Annotated in this window: 21 protein-coding genes; 19 read left to right on the top strand and 2 right to left on the bottom strand. The window is 36.9% G+C overall.

What is annotated here, in order from left to right:
• Positions 1-205 precede the first annotated feature (205 nt).
• Complete coding sequence (locus LV704_RS02840; protein ID WP_163423922.1) at positions 206-565, top strand: CoA-binding protein; 360 nt, start codon at positions 206-208, stop codon at positions 563-565.
• Here LV704_RS02840 and LV704_RS02835 read toward each other — a convergent pair.
• Positions 549-2,030, bottom strand: coding sequence for a sodium:solute symporter (locus LV704_RS02835; RefSeq protein ID WP_163423923.1), 1,482 nt, complete (start codon positions 2,028-2,030; stop codon positions 549-551). The genes LV704_RS02840 and LV704_RS02835 overlap by 17 nt on opposite strands.
• A gap of 76 nt (positions 2,031-2,106) precedes the next feature.
• Here LV704_RS02835 and recR point away from each other — a divergent pair, with 76 nt between their 5' ends.
• The 17 genes from recR (at position 2,107) to LV704_RS02750 (ending at position 17,110) form a co-directional block, all read left to right on the top strand.
• A complete protein-coding gene (gene recR, locus LV704_RS02830) occupies positions 2,107-2,727 on the top strand; it encodes a recombination mediator RecR (RefSeq protein ID WP_163423924.1) in 621 nt (206 codons plus the stop codon).
• A gap of 94 nt (positions 2,728-2,821) precedes the next feature.
• The gene (locus LV704_RS02825) at positions 2,822-4,183 is read left to right on the top strand and encodes a dihydrolipoamide acetyltransferase family protein (protein WP_163423925.1); all 1,362 of its coding nucleotides are present in this window, start codon (positions 2,822-2,824) and stop codon (positions 4,181-4,183) included.
• 64 nt (positions 4,184-4,247) lie between these two features.
• The gene (locus tag LV704_RS02820; protein WP_205597919.1) at positions 4,248-5,030 is read left to right on the top strand and encodes an alpha/beta hydrolase-fold protein; all 783 of its coding nucleotides are present in this window, start codon (positions 4,248-4,250) and stop codon (positions 5,028-5,030) included.
• Positions 5,031-5,040: 10 nt separating this feature from the next.
• Positions 5,041-5,817 carry a 3'-5' exonuclease gene (locus LV704_RS02815; protein ID WP_163423926.1) on the top strand — a complete coding sequence of 259 codons (777 nt, stop codon included), beginning with the start codon at positions 5,041-5,043 and terminating at the stop codon, positions 5,815-5,817.
• Positions 5,818-5,839: 22 nt separating this feature from the next.
• Entirely contained in the window at positions 5,840-6,451 is a 612-nt protein-coding gene (locus tag LV704_RS02810; protein ID WP_163423927.1) for a fumarylacetoacetate hydrolase family protein, read from the top strand.
• Positions 6,451-6,789, top strand: a complete 339-nt coding sequence (locus LV704_RS02805; protein ID WP_163423928.1) for an Hpt domain-containing protein — start codon at positions 6,451-6,453, stop codon at positions 6,787-6,789. The genes LV704_RS02810 and LV704_RS02805 overlap by 1 nt, the downstream gene beginning before the upstream one ends.
• Positions 6,790-8,037 (top strand): competence/damage-inducible protein A, encoded by a 1,248-nt coding sequence (locus LV704_RS02800; protein WP_163423929.1) that lies wholly within the window; start codon positions 6,790-6,792, stop codon positions 8,035-8,037.
• A 73-nt stretch (positions 8,038-8,110) separates the two neighbouring features.
• The gene (rpmB, locus tag LV704_RS02795) at positions 8,111-8,338 is read left to right on the top strand and encodes a 50S ribosomal protein L28 (protein WP_163423930.1); all 228 of its coding nucleotides are present in this window, start codon (positions 8,111-8,113) and stop codon (positions 8,336-8,338) included.
• A gap of 29 nt (positions 8,339-8,367) precedes the next feature.
• Complete coding sequence (gene rpmG / locus LV704_RS02790) at positions 8,368-8,550, top strand: 50S ribosomal protein L33 (protein ID WP_031444791.1); 183 nt, start codon at positions 8,368-8,370, stop codon at positions 8,548-8,550.
• 8 nt (positions 8,551-8,558) lie between these two features.
• Positions 8,559-8,708, top strand: a complete 150-nt coding sequence (locus tag LV704_RS02785; protein ID WP_163423931.1) for a DUF4295 domain-containing protein — start codon at positions 8,559-8,561, stop codon at positions 8,706-8,708.
• A 149-nt stretch (positions 8,709-8,857) separates the two neighbouring features.
• Positions 8,858-9,814, top strand: a complete 957-nt coding sequence (gene ftsY, locus LV704_RS02780; RefSeq protein WP_163423932.1) for a signal recognition particle-docking protein FtsY — start codon at positions 8,858-8,860, stop codon at positions 9,812-9,814.
• A gap of 62 nt (positions 9,815-9,876) precedes the next feature.
• Entirely contained in the window at positions 9,877-11,901 is a 2,025-nt protein-coding gene (locus tag LV704_RS02775) for a six-hairpin glycosidase-like protein (RefSeq protein WP_163423933.1), read from the top strand.
• 46 nt (positions 11,902-11,947) lie between these two features.
• The gene (locus LV704_RS02770; RefSeq protein ID WP_163423934.1) at positions 11,948-12,721 is read left to right on the top strand and encodes a hypothetical protein; all 774 of its coding nucleotides are present in this window, start codon (positions 11,948-11,950) and stop codon (positions 12,719-12,721) included.
• Position 12,722: 1 nt separating this feature from the next.
• Positions 12,723-13,589, top strand: coding sequence for a DUF2911 domain-containing protein (locus LV704_RS02765; protein ID WP_163423935.1), 867 nt, complete (start codon positions 12,723-12,725; stop codon positions 13,587-13,589).
• A gap of 45 nt (positions 13,590-13,634) precedes the next feature.
• Positions 13,635-14,567, top strand: a complete 933-nt coding sequence (locus tag LV704_RS02760) for a helix-turn-helix transcriptional regulator (RefSeq protein WP_163423936.1) — start codon at positions 13,635-13,637, stop codon at positions 14,565-14,567.
• Positions 14,568-14,657: 90 nt separating this feature from the next.
• A complete protein-coding gene (locus LV704_RS02755; RefSeq protein WP_163423937.1) occupies positions 14,658-15,245 on the top strand; it encodes an ester cyclase in 588 nt (195 codons plus the stop codon).
• 167 nt (positions 15,246-15,412) lie between these two features.
• Entirely contained in the window at positions 15,413-17,110 is a 1,698-nt protein-coding gene (locus LV704_RS02750; protein WP_163423938.1) for an amidase family protein, read from the top strand.
• Here LV704_RS02750 and LV704_RS02745 read toward each other — a convergent pair.
• Complete coding sequence (locus LV704_RS02745) at positions 17,103-18,194, bottom strand: serine hydrolase (protein ID WP_163423939.1); 1,092 nt, start codon at positions 18,192-18,194, stop codon at positions 17,103-17,105. The two genes, LV704_RS02750 and LV704_RS02745, sit on opposite strands and share 8 nt — an antisense overlap.
• 125 nt (positions 18,195-18,319) lie before the next feature.
• Here LV704_RS02745 and rimO point away from each other — a divergent pair, with 125 nt between their 5' ends.
• Complete coding sequence (gene rimO / locus LV704_RS02740; RefSeq protein ID WP_163423940.1) at positions 18,320-19,624, top strand: 30S ribosomal protein S12 methylthiotransferase RimO; 1,305 nt, start codon at positions 18,320-18,322, stop codon at positions 19,622-19,624.
• Positions 19,625-19,641 lie beyond the last annotated feature (17 nt).

Genomic DNA, 19,641 nt, shown 5'->3' with positions numbered 1-19,641 from the left:
AAAGTGATTGCTTTTTAAAGATAAACCCTGGCTTACGATAACAATCGAAACACCAGGGTTCTTTACATTGATAAGCTATACTAAACACTAACCATTAACTATAAAAAAATACAGTCTTACCAATGATTTCTTTTACACGTACAATAGACGAGTTTTTTTTTGATTAGTTACAATCTTTAATTTAGTTTAACATATAAATTAACAAATGGTTAAGACACTAGTTTTGGGAGCATCTTTAAACCCCAGTAGATATAGTAATTTGGCAATCCATCGTTTGATTGAAAGCAAAATTGAAACAGAAGCGTTTGGAGTAATGGAGGGAGCTGTTTCTGGGGTACAAATTAAAACCAACCTAAATGATTTCCAAAATATTGATACTATAACTTTATATCTAAACCCCAAAAGGCAAGAACAATACTACAATGATATTGTTCAACTAAAGCCCCGAAGGGTAATTTTTAATCCTGGTACTGAAAACCCTGAGTTTTATAAAATCCTAGAAGCGGCAGGAATAAAAGTTGAGGTAGCCTGCACTCTGGTTTTATTGGCTACTGGTCAATACTAGAGATAGGCTTTCGTGTCCTAATTAACCAAAGTCCAAAAAAGGTTAATAAACCATTCAACGGCAACAACTCATAACCAACTATATAGCCACCTAGAAACGAAGAAGGAATATTGGCTACTAGGGCTATGACAACCACAGACAATATTGAAACAACCCAAACATATTTGTCCTTTATTTGATGTTTGGTTAAAATGCCGAAAGCAAATAGGCCCAATAATGGTCCATATGTATATCCGGATACCGTTAACAAACTATCAATCACGTTACTGCTCAAAATGTACTTAAAGGAAATAATGACCAATATGAGCATAATGCTCATCGCAATATGGGTGCGTTTTCTGACTTTTTTTTGTTCTTCTTCCTTTCTTTTTTCAACATTTAAAAAATCTACGCAAAAAGAAGTGGTAAGGGATGTTAGCGCACTATCTGCACTGCTGTAGGCAGCAGCAATCAATCCTAACATAAAAGTAATGGCCAAGGTTAGCCCCAAACCACTGTTCAATGCAATTTCAGGAAACAACAAATCTGATTTTGGCGAACCGTCCATTAGCGGGATGGAGATGCCATTTTTACCTGAATAAATGAACAACAAAGCTCCGAGCAACATAAATAAAAATGTTACCCCTACGAGAACCAAACTAAATGAAACCATATTTTTTTGCGCATCCTTTAAAGATTTGCAGGTAAGATTTTTTTGCATCATATCCTGATCTAATCCGGTCATACAAATAGTTATGAACATACCGCCAACAAAAGATTTGATAAAATGATTGCGTTCCAATAGACTATCGGTATAAAGAAATTGACTGTAAGGTTTTAATTCCTCAGAACTCAAAAATTCACTAAAAGTCCAATTCAATTCATCAAGAATAAATATTACGGATAATACCACGGCCAGAATCATAAATAAGGTCTGTAAGGTATCTGTCCAAACGATGGTTTTTATGCCTCCCCTGTTCGTATAAATCCAAATTAACAGAATGGAAATAATCACGGTAAACTCAAAACGAATACCTAAATCATCAAAAACAAATTGTTGCAATACTATAGCTACTAGATATAATCTAAAGGCGGCACCCAAAACCCTAGAGATAAAAAAGAAAAAAGCACCTGTTTTATGACTAACAGTGCCAAAACGGTCTAATAAATACTCATAAATTGAGGTAAGATTGTACTTATAATATAACGGCAGTAGAACATAAGCAACAACAAAATATCCAAACAAGAAGCCAAAAACTACTTGTATATAACCAAATTGAGAATCTTCTATCCATCCGGGGACCGAAATAAAGGTAACTCCTGAAAGTGAGGCACCTACCATACCAAATGCAACTAAATACCATGGTGATTGTTTACCTGCTTTAAAAAAATCTGAATTAGAATCGTTTTTTCCCGTGAAGTAGGAGATGGTCATTAATACTAGAAAATAAGCACCAATGAGCAATAGAATTTGTATTGAGGACATATTTGGAATTTGATTTGCAAAGTACAAAAGTAAATTGGTAACGGTAAAATTGTAATTTTGTTTGATAATTGTAGGTATGGAATTTTCGTCAAAGCTTTTGGAGAATGCAGTTTATGAAATGTCTCAACTACCGGGCATTGGAAAACGCACGGCATTAAGATTGGTATTGCACCTTCTAAAACAACCAGAAGAGCGAACAAATTTTTTGTCCGATGCATTAACAAAGCTTAGAGGAGAGGTCAATTTCTGTAGCAGCTGCCATAACATTTCCGATACAATACTGTGTGAGATTTGCGGTAACCCAAAGAGGGACGAAACTTTGGTGTGCGTGGTTGAGGATATTAGGGATGTCATGGCCATTGAGAATACATCCCAATATCAGGGACTGTATCATGTGCTGGGGGGCAAAATATCGCCGATGGAAGGTGTTGGGCCTCAAGACCTGAACATTGCTTCTCTGGTTAATAGGGTAAAAGAAGGTACGGTTAAAGAACTAATTTTTGCTTTAAGCTCTACAATGGAAGGCGATACCACCAACTTTTATATCTATAGACAATTAGAAGAATTGGATGTTACTACTTCAACAATTGCACGTGGAATATCCGTTGGGGATGAATTGGAGTACACAGATGAGGTTACATTGGGTAGGAGTATCTTAAACAGAGTTCCTTTTGAAAGCTCCATCAAAACAAATTAAATAGTGATTAAAAAATGCACATAAATTAAGGATAAGGAGTTTTCTTTAGTATTTTTGCAAAATATAAGTCGATATTACTTCGTTAAATAAGAATATGTCAAAATTTGAATTGAAATTACCGCAAATGGGAGAGAGTGTTGCAGAGGCAACATTGACTACTTGGTTGAAGGAAGTAGGAGATACCATTGAAATGGATGAAGCAATATTTGAAATTGCTACGGACAAGGTAGACTCAGAAGTGCCAAGTGAAGTTGAAGGCGTGTTATTGGAAAAACGATTTGATGTTGATGACATCATAAAAGTGGGTGAAGTGGTAGCGGTAGTGCAAACTGATGGAGATGTTGTTGAGGTTACTTCGAATGGTACAGATACTGTTGAGGAAACTGATGATATAGCAGAAACTCCTGTAGTGGCCATAGAAAACGAAATGGCTCAAATAAAAGAGTCCGTTGCTGCACCGGCACAAGATTTTTCAAGTTCCGAAAGGTTTTATTCGCCATTGGTGAAGAATATAGCCAAGGAAGAGGGAATTTCCATGGAAGAACTGGAAGCAATAATAGGTACCGGAAAAGAAGGTAGGGTAACCAAGAACGATGTAAAATCATTTTTGGAAAACCGTTCCTCAAACGGAAATGCTACAGCTGTTTCGACTCCAATTACTAAAGAGGTAAGCAAACCGGTAATTCAAACAGAAACAGCAAAAGTAACCGCAGAAAAACCAAAAACAACTCCAGTGTCCGTTGCGGATGGTGATGAAATAATCCCATTAACTCGCATGGGCAAGTTAATTGCTCAACATATGGTGGATAGCATATCCACATCTGCACATGTTCAAAGTTTTGTGGAAGTAGATGTTACCAATGTTGTTAATTGGAGGAATAAATTTAAAAAGGCTTTTGAAGAAAGAGAAGGAGAAAAATTAACATTTACCCCAATATTTATGGAAGCTGTTGCGGTAGCCTTAAAAAAATACCCAATGGTCAACATTTCCCTTGATGGAGATAAAGTCATTAAAAAGAAAAACATAAACATTGGTATGGCAGCAGCACTGCCAGACGGCAACTTAATTGTTCCCGTAATTAAAAATGCCGATCAGCTTAATTTGGTAGGAATGGCTAAAACTGTGAATGACCTTGCCAATAGATCTAGGAACAATCAGCTTAAGCCAGATGAAATCAAGGACGGCACGTATACCGTTACCAACGTTGGTTCGTTTGGAAGTATTTTTGGAACGCCTATTATTAATCAGCCTCAGGTTGGTATTTTGGCCCTTGGTGCCATAAGAAAGATGCCTTCGGTTATAGAGACCAATCAAGGAGAATTTATAGGTATTCGCAGTAAAATGTTCCTTTCTCACAGCTATGATCATAGAGTGGTCAACGGTGCGCTAGGAGGAATGTTTGTTAAAACAGTGGCGGATTATCTTGAAGCTTGGGATATAAATAGAGAAATCTAGCCTTAAAGCCCTTTTATTCTTTACACTATTATTAATTTAGAGGTTTAAACAAATTCATCAATCAATGAAGTTTTTAATCTCTTTAAGTTTGGCATCACTTTTTTTATTCTCGAATGATATGATGGCACAAGACCTTTCCCCTTACAAGAAAATGGTTTTTGAAAAGGATGGGAGCAGTATGCCATATCGCATATTATTTCCCAAAGATTATAGTCCATCAGAAAAATACCCATTAATACTCGTTCTGCATGGTTCTGGAGAAAGAGGAAATGATAACGAGTCACAATTGATTCATGGATCTGGCTTGTTCCTAAAAAAAGAAATTAGGGATAACCATCGCGCTATTGTGGTTCTACCACAATGCGCAGCCAACAGTTCTTGGGCAAGGATCAAGGTAGAAGGAGATATCCCAAATAGGGAATTTGTTTTTTATGAAGATGCAGAACCCACAAAAGATATGTTGTTGTTGGAGGGACTGTTGAAACATATAAAGAAAACGTATAAAATTGATAAAAATAGAATCTACGTGGGTGGACTTTCCATGGGAGGCATGGGTACCTTTGAATTGGTTCGTAGAAACCCAAACGTATTTGCTGCGGCTTTTCCCATATGTGGAGGCGCTAACCCAAAAATCAGTAAAAAACTAAGCAAACCGGATTGGTGGGTATTTCATGGAGCTGCCGATACGGTAGTACCAGAAAAGTACTCTGCAGAGATGGTAAAAGCCATGGAGAACATTGGTATTAATATAAAGTATTCGTTATATCCGGGAGTAGGTCATAATAGCTGGGACAATGCCTTTGCAGAACCAGAACTGTTACCATGGTTATTTTCTAAATCACGATAAAATTATTTTTATGGAGTTACAATTAACCAAACCCATTTGCTTTTTTGATTTAGAAACCACCGGTACAAATGTGGCCAAAGATAGAATTGTAGAAATCTCAATACTAAAGGTTTTTCCCAATGGCAACAAGGAGAGCAAAACTTGGTTGGTAAACCCAGAGATGACCATTCCCCAAGAGGTGGTGTTGATACATGGTATTTCCAATGAGAAAGTGGCCAATGAGCCCACATTCAAACAATTATCAAAAGAAATCTACAAGATGATAAAAGACAGTGATTTGGCTGGCTTTAATTCGGATAGGTTCGATATTCCGCTTCTTGCAGAAGAAATGCTTAGGGCAGATGTTGATTTTGATATGAAACATATGGTTTCTGTAGATGTGCAAACAATCTTCCATAAAATGGAAAAACGCACTTTGGGAGCTGCCTATAAATTTTATTGTGATAAAAGTTTAGAAGATGCGCATAGTGCAGAAGCAGATACTATGGCTACCTATGAGGTGCTATTGTCGCAATTGGATAGATACCCAGAATTGGAGAACAACGTAAAGAAGCTGTCTGAGTTCACAACCAGAAAACAATCCTTGGATTTTGCTGGTTTTATAGGTGTTAACGAAGACGAACAACCCATTTTTTCTTTTGGCAAACACAAAGGGAAAACAGTAGATGAGGTTATGGAAACCGAACCAGGTTATTTTGGATGGATTTTGAATGCTGATTTTCCGCTATATACCAAAAAAGTATTGACCCAAATCAAATTGAGTAAGCTGAATAACAAGCTGTCTTAAAAAACAATATAAATAGCACTTTATGAAACTGATTTGTATCGGCAGAAATTACGCTGCCCATATTGAAGAGTTGAAAAATGAACGACCCGTTGAACCAGTTGTTTTTATAAAGCCAGATTCGTCCATTTTACCTAAAGAACAGGATTTTTATATTCCTGAATTTTCAAATGATATACATTATGAAGTTGAGGTTTTGGTCAAGATCAATAAAGTAGGCAAACATATTTCTGAACAATTTGCACATAAGTATTATGATGAAATTGGTTTGGGAATAGATTTAACGGCTAGGGACCTTCAAGCTAAACTTAAGGAGAAAGGTTTGCCATGGGAAAAAGCAAAAGGATTTGATGGCTCAGCTGTTATTGGTAAGTGGATGCCTAAAAACGTGTACGAAAATGTTGGCAATCTAAATTTTTCCTTATTGAAAAACGGGGAGAAAGTGCAGAATGGTAATACCTCCTTGATGCTGTGGAAGATAGACGAGTTAATAGCTTATGTTTCTACCTATTTTATGCTTAAAAAGGGCGATATTTTGTTTACAGGTACGCCAGCGGGTGTTGGTAAAGTAAGTCCAAATGATTACCTTTCAGGAAGACTCGAAGGTGAGGAGATGTTTGAAATTAATGTGAGATAATGATTTACAACCTTAACAAAATTAATGAAATGGCAGAAGGGGACCATGATTTTATAACCTCTGTAATTTCTGTTTTTTTGGAAGAAGTTCCTGTTGATTTAGAAGCTTTGGAAAAAGCCATAACCGAAAGGGATTTTGAAAATGTATACAAGCTTGCCCATAAAATAAAACCCAATGTAGATTTACTGGGCATGGAACAAACAAGGGCAACTGCACTTGAAATTGAAACCTTGGGTAAAAGTGAGACTAACCTGCAAGAAATAGAAAGTAAGTTCCCTTTACTTAAAAAAGATGTGCATCAAGTAGTTTCAGAACTCAAAAAAGATTTTAACCTATAAATGCAGGCAGAAATCATTACCATTGGGGACGAAATCCTCATTGGACAGATTGTGGACTCCAATTCTGCATTCATTTCCAAAGAATTAAATAAGATAGGCGTCTCGGTGTACCAAATTACCTCGGTACAAGATGAGCGTGACCACATTTTAGAAGCTTTGAAAATTGCAGGAGATAGATCATCTGTAGTTATCATGACAGGAGGCCTAGGTCCAACAAAAGATGATATCACCAAACATACCCTATGTCAGTTTTTTAATGATGAGCTTGTTGAAGATAATGAGGTTTTGAATTATATAGAAGAACTGTTCAAAAAATACATATCCACTCCAATCTCAGATTTAAACAGAAAGCAAGCATTGGTGCCTTCAAAGGCAACAATATTGCACAATGCACATGGTACAGCTCCAGGACTTTGGATGAAAAAGGGTGATACTGCTTTTATTTCATTGCCAGGGGTACCTTTTGAGATGAGAAATTTAATTAAGAATGAGGTGCTTCCTAAAATTATACAAGAATACAAACGCCCTCATATATTTCATAAAACCATAATGACCTATGGTTTGGGTGAAAGTGCCATCGCCAATAAAATTGAAGAATGGGAAGATAACCTTCCTCAATTTATAAAACTTGCGTATTTACCCAATCTAGGACGTGTACGCCTACGCCTCAGTGCAAAAGGCACTGATAAAGAAGAAATAGTGACCGCAGTTGAGTCAGAAGTAAAAAAACTATATCCGTTAATCGGAGATATTATTTATGGTGAAGAGGAAGAAGAATCCATAGAATATCAAATCGCAAAGTTGCTTACTGAAAAACAAATGACTTTGGGTACTGCTGAAAGTTTCACCGGGGGCAAGATTGCTCAGCAACTTACTTCAATGCCAGGGGCTTCATCTTATTTTAAGGGTAGTGTGGTGAGTTATGCCACAGAGACTAAAATTAAGTTGTTACATGTACCTGAAGATGTAATTAAAAAGTATTCGGTGGTTAGTGAAGAAGTGGCGGTAACTATGGCTAAGAATGTCAAAAATATTTTGGGTACGGACTTCTCAATAGCAACTACAGGTAATGCAGGTCCTACCAAAGGAGATTCTGATGCGGAAGTTGGGACTGTCTTTATTGCTGTAAGCACTCCCCAACGTACTTTCGCCCAAAAATTCACCATGGGTAATCACCGAGAGCGTATTGTTCAGAAGTCCTTAAACAAGGCATTTGAACTATTGCTAAAAGAAATTCTAAATTTCTAAAAAAGAATTTTGCCCGTCCCATTAAAATGCTATAAATTTGCACCCTCAATAAAATCACTCAAAAGTTAGGGAGATGTCTAAGATTTGTGAAGTAACAGGAAAAAAGGTGATGTTTGGAAACAACGTTTCCTTTTCTATCAATAAAACCAAGAGAAGATTCGATGTGAATATTTCTAAGCAGAAATTTTTCATACCAGAAGAAGATCGTTGGGTAACCTTAAACGTGTCTACACGTGGGTTAAAGATTATCAACAAAAAAGGAATCTCTGCTGTTTTAAAGGATATCAATTCCAAAAAATAAGTGGCATAAGATTTTAAGTACGAGATACAATGGCAAAGAAAGGAAATAGAATTCAAGTTATTTTAGAGTGTACAGAGCATAAGGAGTCTGGTATGCCAGGTACTTCAAGGTACATTACAACTAAGAATAAAAAGAACACGCCAGATAGAATGGAGATTAAGAAATTCAATCCTATTCTTAAGCGTATGACTGTTCATAAAGAAATTAAATAAGTTAAGTCATGGCAAAGAAGACGGTAGCATCACTACAGAGTAGTTCAAAAAGATTAACAAAAGCCATTAAAATGGTAAAATCTCCAAAAACCGGAGCATATACTTTTGTTGAATCAGTAATGGCTCCAGAAAGAGTAAATGATTGGTTAAACAAATAATAATCAATTCTTTCTTAGTATAAAATTGAAAGCCGCTATTTAGCGGCTTTTTTATTTTATGAATCTTTTGTTTTAAAAGTGGAAACCCAAAATGCATTTAACAAAACTCCTCTTACTTTCCTATCTTTGAAGATTGATGACGAACGCATATGAGCCTATTTAAAAAAATATTTTCTTCGGACAAAAAAGAGACGCTGGATAAAGGTCTCGAAAAGTCAAAAAGCAGTTTTTTTGGTAAGTTGAGCAAAGCCGTGGCCGGTAAATCCAAAGTGGATGATGAGGTCTTGGATAACCTTGAGGAAGTTTTGGTGTCTTCTGATGTTGGCGTTGACACCACTTTGAAGATTATTGACCGTATTGAAGAAAGGGTTTCCAGAGACAAATATATGGGTGCAGATGAACTCAATACCATTCTTCGTGAAGAGATTGCGGGCCTCCTGTCAGAAACTCATGTAGGAGAAGATACTGAGTTTGTAATTCCTACTGATAAAAAACCCTATGTCATCATGGTTGTTGGTGTAAACGGAGTTGGAAAAACAACGACAATTGGGAAACTGGCCCATCAATTTAAGAACCAAGGATTAAAGGTATTCCTGGGAGCAGGTGACACATTTAGAGCAGCTGCTATAGACCAATTGGAAGTTTGGGCAAAACGAGTAGATGTACCTATCATAAAACAAAAAATGGGAAGTGACCCCGCGTCCGTGGCTTTTGATACGTTGAATTCCGCAGTAGCTGATAATGCCGATATAGTTTTGATTGATACAGCAGGTAGATTGCACAACAAGGTCAATCTAATGAATGAGCTCTCCAAAGTGAAAAGGGTAATGCAAAAAGTAGTTGCAGATGCCCCACATGAAGTGTTATTGGTATTGGATGGCTCCACAGGACAAAACGCTTTTGAACAAGCAAAACAATTTACCAAAGCCACGGAAGTAAGCAGTTTAGCTGTTACCAAATTAGATGGCACTGCAAAGGGCGGAGTGGTCATTGGTATCTCCGACCAATTTCAAATACCAGTAAAATACATTGGCGTTGGAGAAGGTATTGAAGATCTTCAGGTCTTTAATAAGTATGAATTTGTCGATTCTTTTTTTAAGATATAGCTTTAAAAACCTTTTCAAAATCATTACTTTTCCAAGTACCTTTTGTCCTAAAGATTCTTGATATGAAACTCCCTTTGCCAATACTTTTTGTTCTATACCTTATCTCCTTCAATCTAAAAGCCCAGGAAAATGACAACAATACGTATTGGAAAATTAAAGACCAAAAAAGCATTCTTTGGGATGTAGCAAATGAAAAGCGCTTGCCTCACAAGGATAACATAGAGATGGCAGGGAAAAACGTCGCTGCAATTATATCTTATGAAATTGATGAAGACAGGAACCTTAGCCTAAGTAAGGATGTCATATTTCCGCAATTGCGTACATACAATAAGTCAAATGAACCTGAATGGAAAAAGTATCGAGCTTATTTTAGAAGGACTTTTGAAAGTGAAACAACTCCTTTAATCAGTTTTAATGAAAAGACGATAGTTCCTTCGCAAATAGATTCCGTTGAAATAGGAGGAATGATTACTTTTTATTCCAGCCCTGTAGAAGGATTAAAGATCACAAGAACTATCTATCCTTCAATGGAAGACCGCTTTATCGTGGAACAATGGGAGGTGCAAAATATAGATGCTGGCGAAAAGAAAATTTCCATAACTAATTCTAATACTAAGCAGACAGAATTAGGTTACAAGGGCACCTATGCTATTGAGGCATTTAGTGATGCAAAAGAGCGCATTTCCCTAGCTGGTGGTGCATCGTATAGTTTTCCGGTATATTATGGGGCAACATTAAATGATGAAGGCACGGCTAATTTTAATGCTCAAATAGCATTAGGGCAAAGAAACCAATTTTTGAATACGATGTATGATAATTTGGCTTTGAAAACACCTAATGACACTATTAATACCCTCTTTTATTTTTCTAAAATAAGAGCTTCCGAAAGTATCTATAATTCTGCTATGGGTTTGGTGCATTCTCCGGGTGGAGGTAATTACTATGTAGGAATATGGGCAAATGATCAAGTGGAATATAGTGGTCCGTTCTTCCCTTACCTTGGTTATGAAACAGGAAACACTGCTGCCTTTAACACATATAAAAAATTCTTGGAAAATATTCCTGAGGGTGATGGCCATATTCCATATGCTTTTGAAGTAGATGGTAATTTTCCCATGAAGCATTTGGATAGGGGTGACGCAGCGATGATTGCATATGGAACTTCACATTATTTATTATCATTTGGAAATTTGAAAAGAGCGCAAGAGTTGTGGCCCTTGGTAGAGTGGAGTTTGGATTATTGTCATAAAAATAGGAATGAATTTGGTGCTGTGGTTTCCGAATCTGATGAGATGGAGGGAAGAATAGAAACGGGTGATGCCAATCTTTCAACTTCAACATTGTATTATGGCGGATTAAAGTATGGCATTGGTGTGGCAAAGGAACTCGGTTTATTGGAAAAGGTTAAAAAATATGAAGCCCGTCTCACTAATATGGAGAAGGTAATAGAAGAATACTTTGGAGCAACAATAGATGGACTTGATACCTATAGATATTTTGATGGTAACAAGAACTTTAGGCATTGGATTTGCCTGCCTTTAACAATGGGGATTACTACCCGTCAGAAAGGAACCATAAAAGCGTTGTTTGAAAAATTATGGACCAATAATGGTGTTCTAGTGGAATTGAACAAGGAAAAAGGAAACGACAATGTTGTTTTTTGGGACAGGGCTACACTATATGCATTGAGAGGTGCAATAAAAACAGATGGTTTAGGGATTGCTTACGACAAATTGAAATATTTTTCTCAGAAAAGATTATTGGGTGACCATGTCCCTTATGTTATAGAAGCATTTCCTGAAAATAACATGAGACACCTGTCTGCTGAAAGCGCACTTTACTGTAGAATTTTTACAGAAGGGTTATTGGGAATGGAGCCAAAAGGATTTTATAGGACCCAATTAACACCACATCTTCCTCCAGAATGGAATTCCCTGGAGTTCAAAAATGTATTTATATCTGGTTCCCCAATGGATGTATTGCTTACAAGGGAATCAAAAAAAATACGTTTGAAAATCACAAGTGGTCAAAAAACACTTCTTAATCGTAGGCTTTCGACAAACGAATCGATAGTTTTTAACAATTAGTAAACCAACTTTATTTCTTAATTTTAGAACATAAGTACATGTGAAAATGGGGAGAGTTCACCTATTTGAATTTGAGGACCAAAAATGGTTTCCCAAGTTTTTAAGAGATTATGGTACCGATTTTTTGCAATTCCTATCTAACAAAACCAAACTTTATAGGCCAGCAGTTTCAATTCTTGAAAAAGGTCTAAAAGCAGATGGTTCCAATACCATAATAGATTTAGGTTCTGGCGGTGGCGGTGGTTTACTTTGGTTGAACTCTGAATTGTTAAAAAGTCATCCAGATTTAAAAATAGTGCTAACCGATTATTACCCAAATCTTAATGCTTTTGAATACACTAAAAAACAAGCGGATAATTTTGAGTTTATAGCAACAGCTATTGATGCTAGAAAAGTACCTGAGAGTTTAAAAGGGTTGCGAACACAGTTTTTATCCTTACATCATTTTAAGCCGGATGATGCCAAACGGATTTTACAAAATGCTGTGGATTCCAATAGTGCAATTGGCGTATTTGAAGCGCAAGAGCGAAGTATTCCCAGTATTTTGGCCATGCTTTTCTCTCCCATAAGTGTTTTGTTTACAACACCGTTCATAAGACCTTTTAAAATTGGACGACTGATTTTTACATATCTGATTCCTGTAGTCCCTCTATTTGTGCTGTGGGATGGAGTGGTTTCATCTTTGCGTACCTATTCCGTTAAAGAAATGAAAGCATTGGTCAACAGCTTGGAAAATCATGATGCATATAACTGGGAAATAGATAGGGTAAAATCAGGTCCAGGGGTTATTTTATATTTATTGGCAACAAAAAAGAATTAATATGACTTCACGAATTTTAATAGCTTTCCTTTTGATAGTATGTATTCAGGGCAATGCCCAAATCACCCATCCAAAAGCAAGTCCATTTGCAATAGTGGAGCAGGAGGTAGGACTTTCCAAAATTTCGGTGAAGTATTCACGTCCTGCAACCAAAGGACGGGAGATTTTTGGTGGATTGGTACCTTATGGGCGCATATGGCGTGTTGGTGCAAATGAGTCCACAAAGATTACTGTGGATACAGATATGAACGTTATGGGAAACACTTTGCCTAAAGGTACTTATGCAATGTACGCTTTTCCGAAACCTTCAGGATGGCAAATGGTGTTCCATAAGAATACTTCTCATTGGGGTGATGGTCGCAAAAATTATGACCCAAAAGAAGACTTGTTTCGTGTAAACGTCAAACCAAAAAGTGTTGCCCAACATCAAGAAAACTTTTTAATGGCCTTTGATTCCATCACCCATAACTCAGCGAACATGACTTTGACTTGGGCCAACACCCAAGTAAGCATCCCCTTCTCTGTGGATACCCATGCTCAAATGGAGATTGAGATTGCAAAACAAATTGCTGAAGACCCAAAAGCTCAAACATATTACGAAGCTGCCCGTTATTTACAGGAACAAGAAAAGGATTATAAACGTGCGTTGGATTACTTAAACAAAGCATTGGAGTTGGGTGGAGACACCTACTATTTTCATAGGGTGAAGTCTTTGGTAGAGGCTGCCCTTGGCGATTATAAATCTGCTGTACAATCAGCAGAGAAATCTTTGGAAATTTCCAAATCTCTTGAAAAAGATGAGTTTGTGAGAATGAATGAGAAGAATATCGCCAATTGGAAGATTAAATTAGAATCAAAGGAAGATTAATTTAAAACGCTACCTTGTAAGTAATCAACTTAAGCATTATTTGCCTTGAAGAAGGTCCATATCAATATCAACGAAAAACTTTCAAATCAATTTATTGATCATTTTGAGATGGAGCCTCAAAATGATGAGTTAAAGATGGATACTCGTTTCGGCAATGGCGGGATGCAGTTTATTGAATTTCCTTCAAAAGTGGATTTTTATCACTTTAAAAGCGGAGTTTTTCATGTTCCAATCTGTATGAGGTCTGTTAACCCTAAAGACACGAATAGCTTTCTATTTCATATTAACCTCTCAAAAGTAAAACAAGAAAAAGAAGTTGGAGGGCAGATTATCCAATTTCAAAAGCATATGCCCATAGGCGTGTTAGTTTACGGTCCAGGTATGGATATTGAAACTCACTTTGCATCTAACGTTAATGTTGAAGTAACTTCTTTTCAGGTCCACAAGGATTTTTTTAAGTTCTATTTTGATGATTCAATTAAAATTCAAGAGGGCATGTCCTATGAGGATTTGGACCATGAAATGGAGGAATGTCTTCGCATGGCATTAAATCATTTAAACGACCGAATCTCTTGTCATCAATATGTTTTGGAATTTATGAAACTGTTGATAGTTAAACTTAGCAGAAGAGATAAATCTTCTCAAAAGTTGGATATTCATAAAGAAGATATGCAACAACTTTTCATGGCATCTTCACGGTTAAGAAACCCGATTGAGAAAAAATTACCGACAGTAAAAGAATTAGCGGATAGTGCTGGAATGAGTACCAGTAAATTTAAACTACTTTTTAAGCAACTCTTTGGAACTTCACCTATTCAATTTCATCATAAAATCCGTATGGAGTACGCAAGGAATGAGCTAATGACCAAACGAAGAACTCCAACAGAGTTAAGCCATGAATTTGGCTACTCCCATCCTTCCAATTTCACTACTGCTTTTAAAAAGTATTTTGGCGAACTACCTTCTGCATATTACTGATTTTTTGACGTTTAGCAATATTATTTTGACCAAATGCAATAATGTAAAACAACAATTACGTTATTTCTTTAATTCATAAAACCATTAAGTATGAGGTCAATAATTGTAATAGTAGTGGTGGCGTTGTTTTTTCTTAAAGGAACTGCCCAAGATTTTAAACAAACAGAACCTTCTGAAGAGGAAATAAACAAAGAAATTGCACAAAAATTTTATCAAGACCTCTGGTTTAACAACAATACGGAAAAGTATAATGATTATGTTGACGATACTTATGTTGTTCATGATATTGGAGATAGAAAGGGAGTAACAGAGCCTGCAATAGAACAAAAGAATATCGCCGATTTTTTCTGGAAAAATGGAAAGTTTGAAGGGGATATTGATTTTCAAATTGCAGAAGGTGATTTGGTAGCTACCCGATGGACTGCAAGTTTTAAGGGAAAAACGTTTTTAGGAAAAATCGGTATTGAAACAGATGACCCTATTAGTATCATCAATGTTTTTAGAATTAAAAATGGTAAGATTGTGGAATTATGGAATCATCGCCATGATATTGATACACCGCAAACTTTAAAATTTACTATTAAAGGGTTGATTTTAGGATTGATAATTGCAATGATACCTACAGTTATTGCTATAAGATTACGAAGAAAGTTAAAGACTCTAAAGCAAACTGTTTAATAGGTGTTGAATAAAGTTATTTGGTTTTTTCCAGATTATTTTGAGATAAGACGAACTCAAATAATCCCCCACTTTGTTGTCGGTATCCCTGCTTAAAAATCCTTAGCTTTAACTGGTAAGCATCACACGGGCAAGTTTGTTCGTATGAATCAAAAGAACATTGAGAAATGGAAAATCTTACTTCAGGACTAAAGCAATTAAAACATCTTTTCTTTTTTATTCCTCTAATCATATTTATTGGTTGTAAACAACAGTCTAGTGACCAAATAAAAAAGGGGGATGTTGTATTGTGGAAACCCTACAATGATTCTTTGGAAGTGGCCGCCAATATGGACCATGTAGCAGAACGCATGCGGTACAAGTTCATTCAATCTAAAGTATTGGATAAAAACAAAGTGTTTTTACCACTTTATGATGAGGTTTCGACGTTTGATATTACCGTTTATGAATCTTTAAAACCCTTGATTTTAGAACAAGATATTCCCACTATTCAAAAACATATAACAAATGGCAAATTAACTTATGAGCAATTAGTTCTTTTTTACTTACATCGCATTTATAAATATGAATTGAATAACGGAACGACCCTAAATACCGTCATTGCGTTAAACCCAAATGTTTTGGAAGAAGCACGGAAATTGAACTCAGATTCCAAAGGAGAACACTCCATTTATGGTATGCCTATATTGTTAAAAGATAATATTGGCGTTCAAGATATGAAGACTACTGCTGGGGCCGTAGCACTAATGGAAAATCATACGGGTGATGCTTTTATTGTTGAACGTTTAAAAGAAAAAGGAGCATTAATTCTAGGAAAGGTGAACTTAAGTGAATGGGCTAATTTTATTTGTGAAGGTTGTCCTAACGGGCAAAGCGCTGTTGGCGGACAAACCTTAAACCCATATGGGAGACGTGTTTTTGACACAGGTGGCTCCAGTGCTGGGAGTGGAACTTCGGTCGCCGCCAATTACGCTGTTGCAGCAGTAGGGACAGAAACGTCTGGCTCTATTTTATCGCCCTCCGGTCAAAATTCCGTTGTAGGGATGAAACCTACTATTGGACTTCTGAGCCGAACAGGAATTGTTCCTATTTCCAGCACTTTGGATACACCTGGTCCCATGACCAAAAATGTAATCGATAATGGTATTCTGTTAGACGCTATGCGTGGTTTTGATAATGAAGACGAGAAATCAGTGCGAGCGGATTGGGACGAAAAATGGTATGTTGTAGAAAATCCATCACTTAAAGGAAAACGTTTTGGCGCATTTAAAAATTACATAGAAAGTGATTCCATTTACAAAGCCACTCTAGAGAAGATGAAAGCCGCAGGTGCAACTGTTATTGAATTTGACCCACCTGAAATAGAGTTTAATGGTTTTCTGTCTATTTTGAACATTGACATGAAAAATGACTTACCAAACTATCTAGCTACGCAGGTAAAAGATACAAACGCGGTTAAGGTAAAAAATGTTGAAGATGTTGTTCGGTTTAACTTGCAAGATTCATTGATCAGAATTCCTTATGGACAGGGTCGCTTTGAAGGTATTTTGGCAGACTCTACTAAAGCAGGAACACTTAAACAAATCAAACAAAAGTTAAGAGCCAATGGACGTGAGTATTTTAATATCCCAATGAACCAACATCAATTGGATGCTGTTCTGTCCATTAATAATTATGATGCAGGTGTTGCAGCTGCAGCTGAGTATCCCGCTTTAACAATTCCTATGGGGTATAAGCAATCGGGAGAACCTGTTAATTTAACCTTTATTGGGAAACAATTTCAGGAGGGTAAATTGTACAGTTTAGGGGCAGCTTTTGAAAATTTGGCCAAAATGAGAAAAATCCCAGTTGATTATGCTAATTAAAATAGGCACTCAACTTTTCCCAGAGTTCATTGTCAAAACTTGAGGGCCCCAACAAATCCTCGCCAGAATCTTCACCTAAGCGAACAATTACGAGACCTTGACTAGGGATTACATATAGTTTTTGGTCGTTTTTTCCTAGCCCTGCATAGGTGTCAGCCGGGGCGTTGGGAATCAATTCCCCTTGAAACTCTGTTTGGAGCGCAGGAGCTCTGTAACTTTGCTTCCCATTCAGCCACCAAAGGTATCCATAGGCTTTGTTCAAGTTCTGGGAGGTGTTTTTCATAGCAGTTCTATATGTTGAATCACCAAGAACAGTTTCGCCATCCCAAGTCCCATTATTTAGGTTTAAGAGCCCAAAACGTGCCATGCTCCGCGCGGTACTGAAGAATACATTGTTTGAGTCATTTGTGGAGAACCAAAACCCATCCATTCCAATTTTATCTCTTAACTTAGAATTGAAATAATCTGCCCATTCCATTTCAGAAGCATTGGCAACAACACTTTGTAGTAACGTGTATGGTCCATTGTGGTAGGCCCATCTGGTACCTGCGTCCGCCAAATAAGTCAGACAATCCGATGTTACACAATCAAATTGCACATCATCCATACCGCTTGTCATTGTCAATTGATGCCAAATAGTGATAAGGTTTTCTTTTTCCAAAGGCAGACCTGTCCATGCTTCACCCAAATAGTTGGAAGTTTTGTCATTGATGCTCAAAAGACCTTCTTCTTGTGCAAGTCCAACAGTAAAAGCGGTCAATGTTTTTCCTACGGATGCCCAATACCAGCTTGTATTCTGCGTATGATCACCAAAATACCATTCGATTGCAATCTTACCATCTTTCAAAATAATAAAAGCCTTGGTATCCTTCTCATCCAAAAAATCAAAAATAGCTTGTTCTGCAGATTCATTCCAACCCAATTCAGCGATAGAAACGGTTTCCCATTCTACGGATTGTGCTGGTGGAAAATATAAGTTGGCAGTGACCTGTTCATCAATGATTCCATCATCTGTATCAGAGGAATCGGAACAACTCCAAAACAACAGTAAAGTAAAAAATGATATGAAAAACGGGTTTTTCATGATGTGGGATTTTAGCTTGGACAATCAAGGCCCATAAAGGTTTAACGTTTGTTATGGAAAATTATTCAGGCAAATCGATGTAATGCGCTGTCTTGTTGTATTTTTGCACTCCATTTAAAGAAAGTATGCGCACAAAATCGCTTAAGAAGAACAAAATCAATGTAGTAACCTTAGGGTGCAGTAAAAATGTTTACGATTCTGAAGTACTGATGGGGCAGCTTCGTGCCAATAACAAGGAGGTGGTTCATGAAGAGGAAGGCAATGTGGTGGTCATTAACACCTGCGGATTTATTGCCAATGCCAAAGAGGAAAGCGTAAACACGATTTTGGAGTATGTTCAGAAGAAAGAATCAGGAGATGTAGATAAGGTTTTTGTGACAGGGTGTTTAAGTGAACGCTACAAACCAGATTTGGAAAAGGAAATTCCAAATGTGGATGAATATTTTGGAACTAGTGATTTACCCAATTTGCTGAAGGCTTTGGGAGCTGATTATAAACATGAATTGATTGGGGAACGGTTGACTACAACTCCAAAAAATTATGCCTATTTGAAAATTGCTGAAGGTTGTGATAGGCCGTGTTCTTTTTGTGCTATTCCAATAATGCGCGGAAAACACAGAAGTAAGCCTATTGAAGAATTGGTTTCGGAATCTGAAAAGTTGGCAGCCAAAGGAGTTAAGGAACTTATTTTAATAGCTCAGGATTTAACCTATTATGGTCTTGACCTGTATAAAAAACGAAATTTAGCGGAACTGCTTCAAGCATTGGTAAAAGTTGAAGGAATAGAATGGATTCGATTACATTACGCATTTCCAACGGGTTTTCCAATGGATGTATTGGCTGTAATGAAGCAGGAATCCAAAGTCTGTAATTACATTGACATTCCATTACAGCATATTGCCGACCCTATTTTAAAAAGTATGCGTCGAGGGACGACCAAGGCGAAAACAACAAAATTGTTGCAAGATTTTAGAACAGCTGTCCCAGAAATGACCATAAGGACTACTTTGATTGTTGGATATCCTGGAGAAACGGAAGAAGACTTTCAAACGTTAAAGAATTGGGTTGCAGAAATGCGTTTTGAACGTTTAGGTTGTTTTACTTACAGCCATGAAGAAAACACGCATGCCTATTCGTTGGAAGATAATGTTCCAGAAGATATAAAACAGCAGCGCGCCAACGAAATTATGGAGGTGCAATCACAAATTTCCTGGGAACTGAACCAAGAAAGAATTGGTAAGACCTTCAAATGTATTATTGACCGAAAAGAAGGAAACCATTTTGTTGGTCGTACTGAATTTGATTCACCGGATGTGGATAACGAAGTACTGATAGATGCCACTCAGCATTACGTAAAAATTGGGGACTTTGTAAACATTGAAATTACGGAAGCTTCAGATTTTGATTTGTACGGAAAACCAATAAAATAAACCCCAATCTTTAGATT

Origin of the sequence: Flagellimonas sp. CMM7, assembly GCF_021390195.1 — a bacterium.
In the GTDB taxonomy this organism is placed as follows: domain Bacteria; phylum Bacteroidota; class Bacteroidia; order Flavobacteriales; family Flavobacteriaceae; genus Flagellimonas.
The sequence above is the reverse complement of the archived record's forward strand: the minus strand, read 5'-3'. Positions and strand labels throughout refer to the sequence as shown.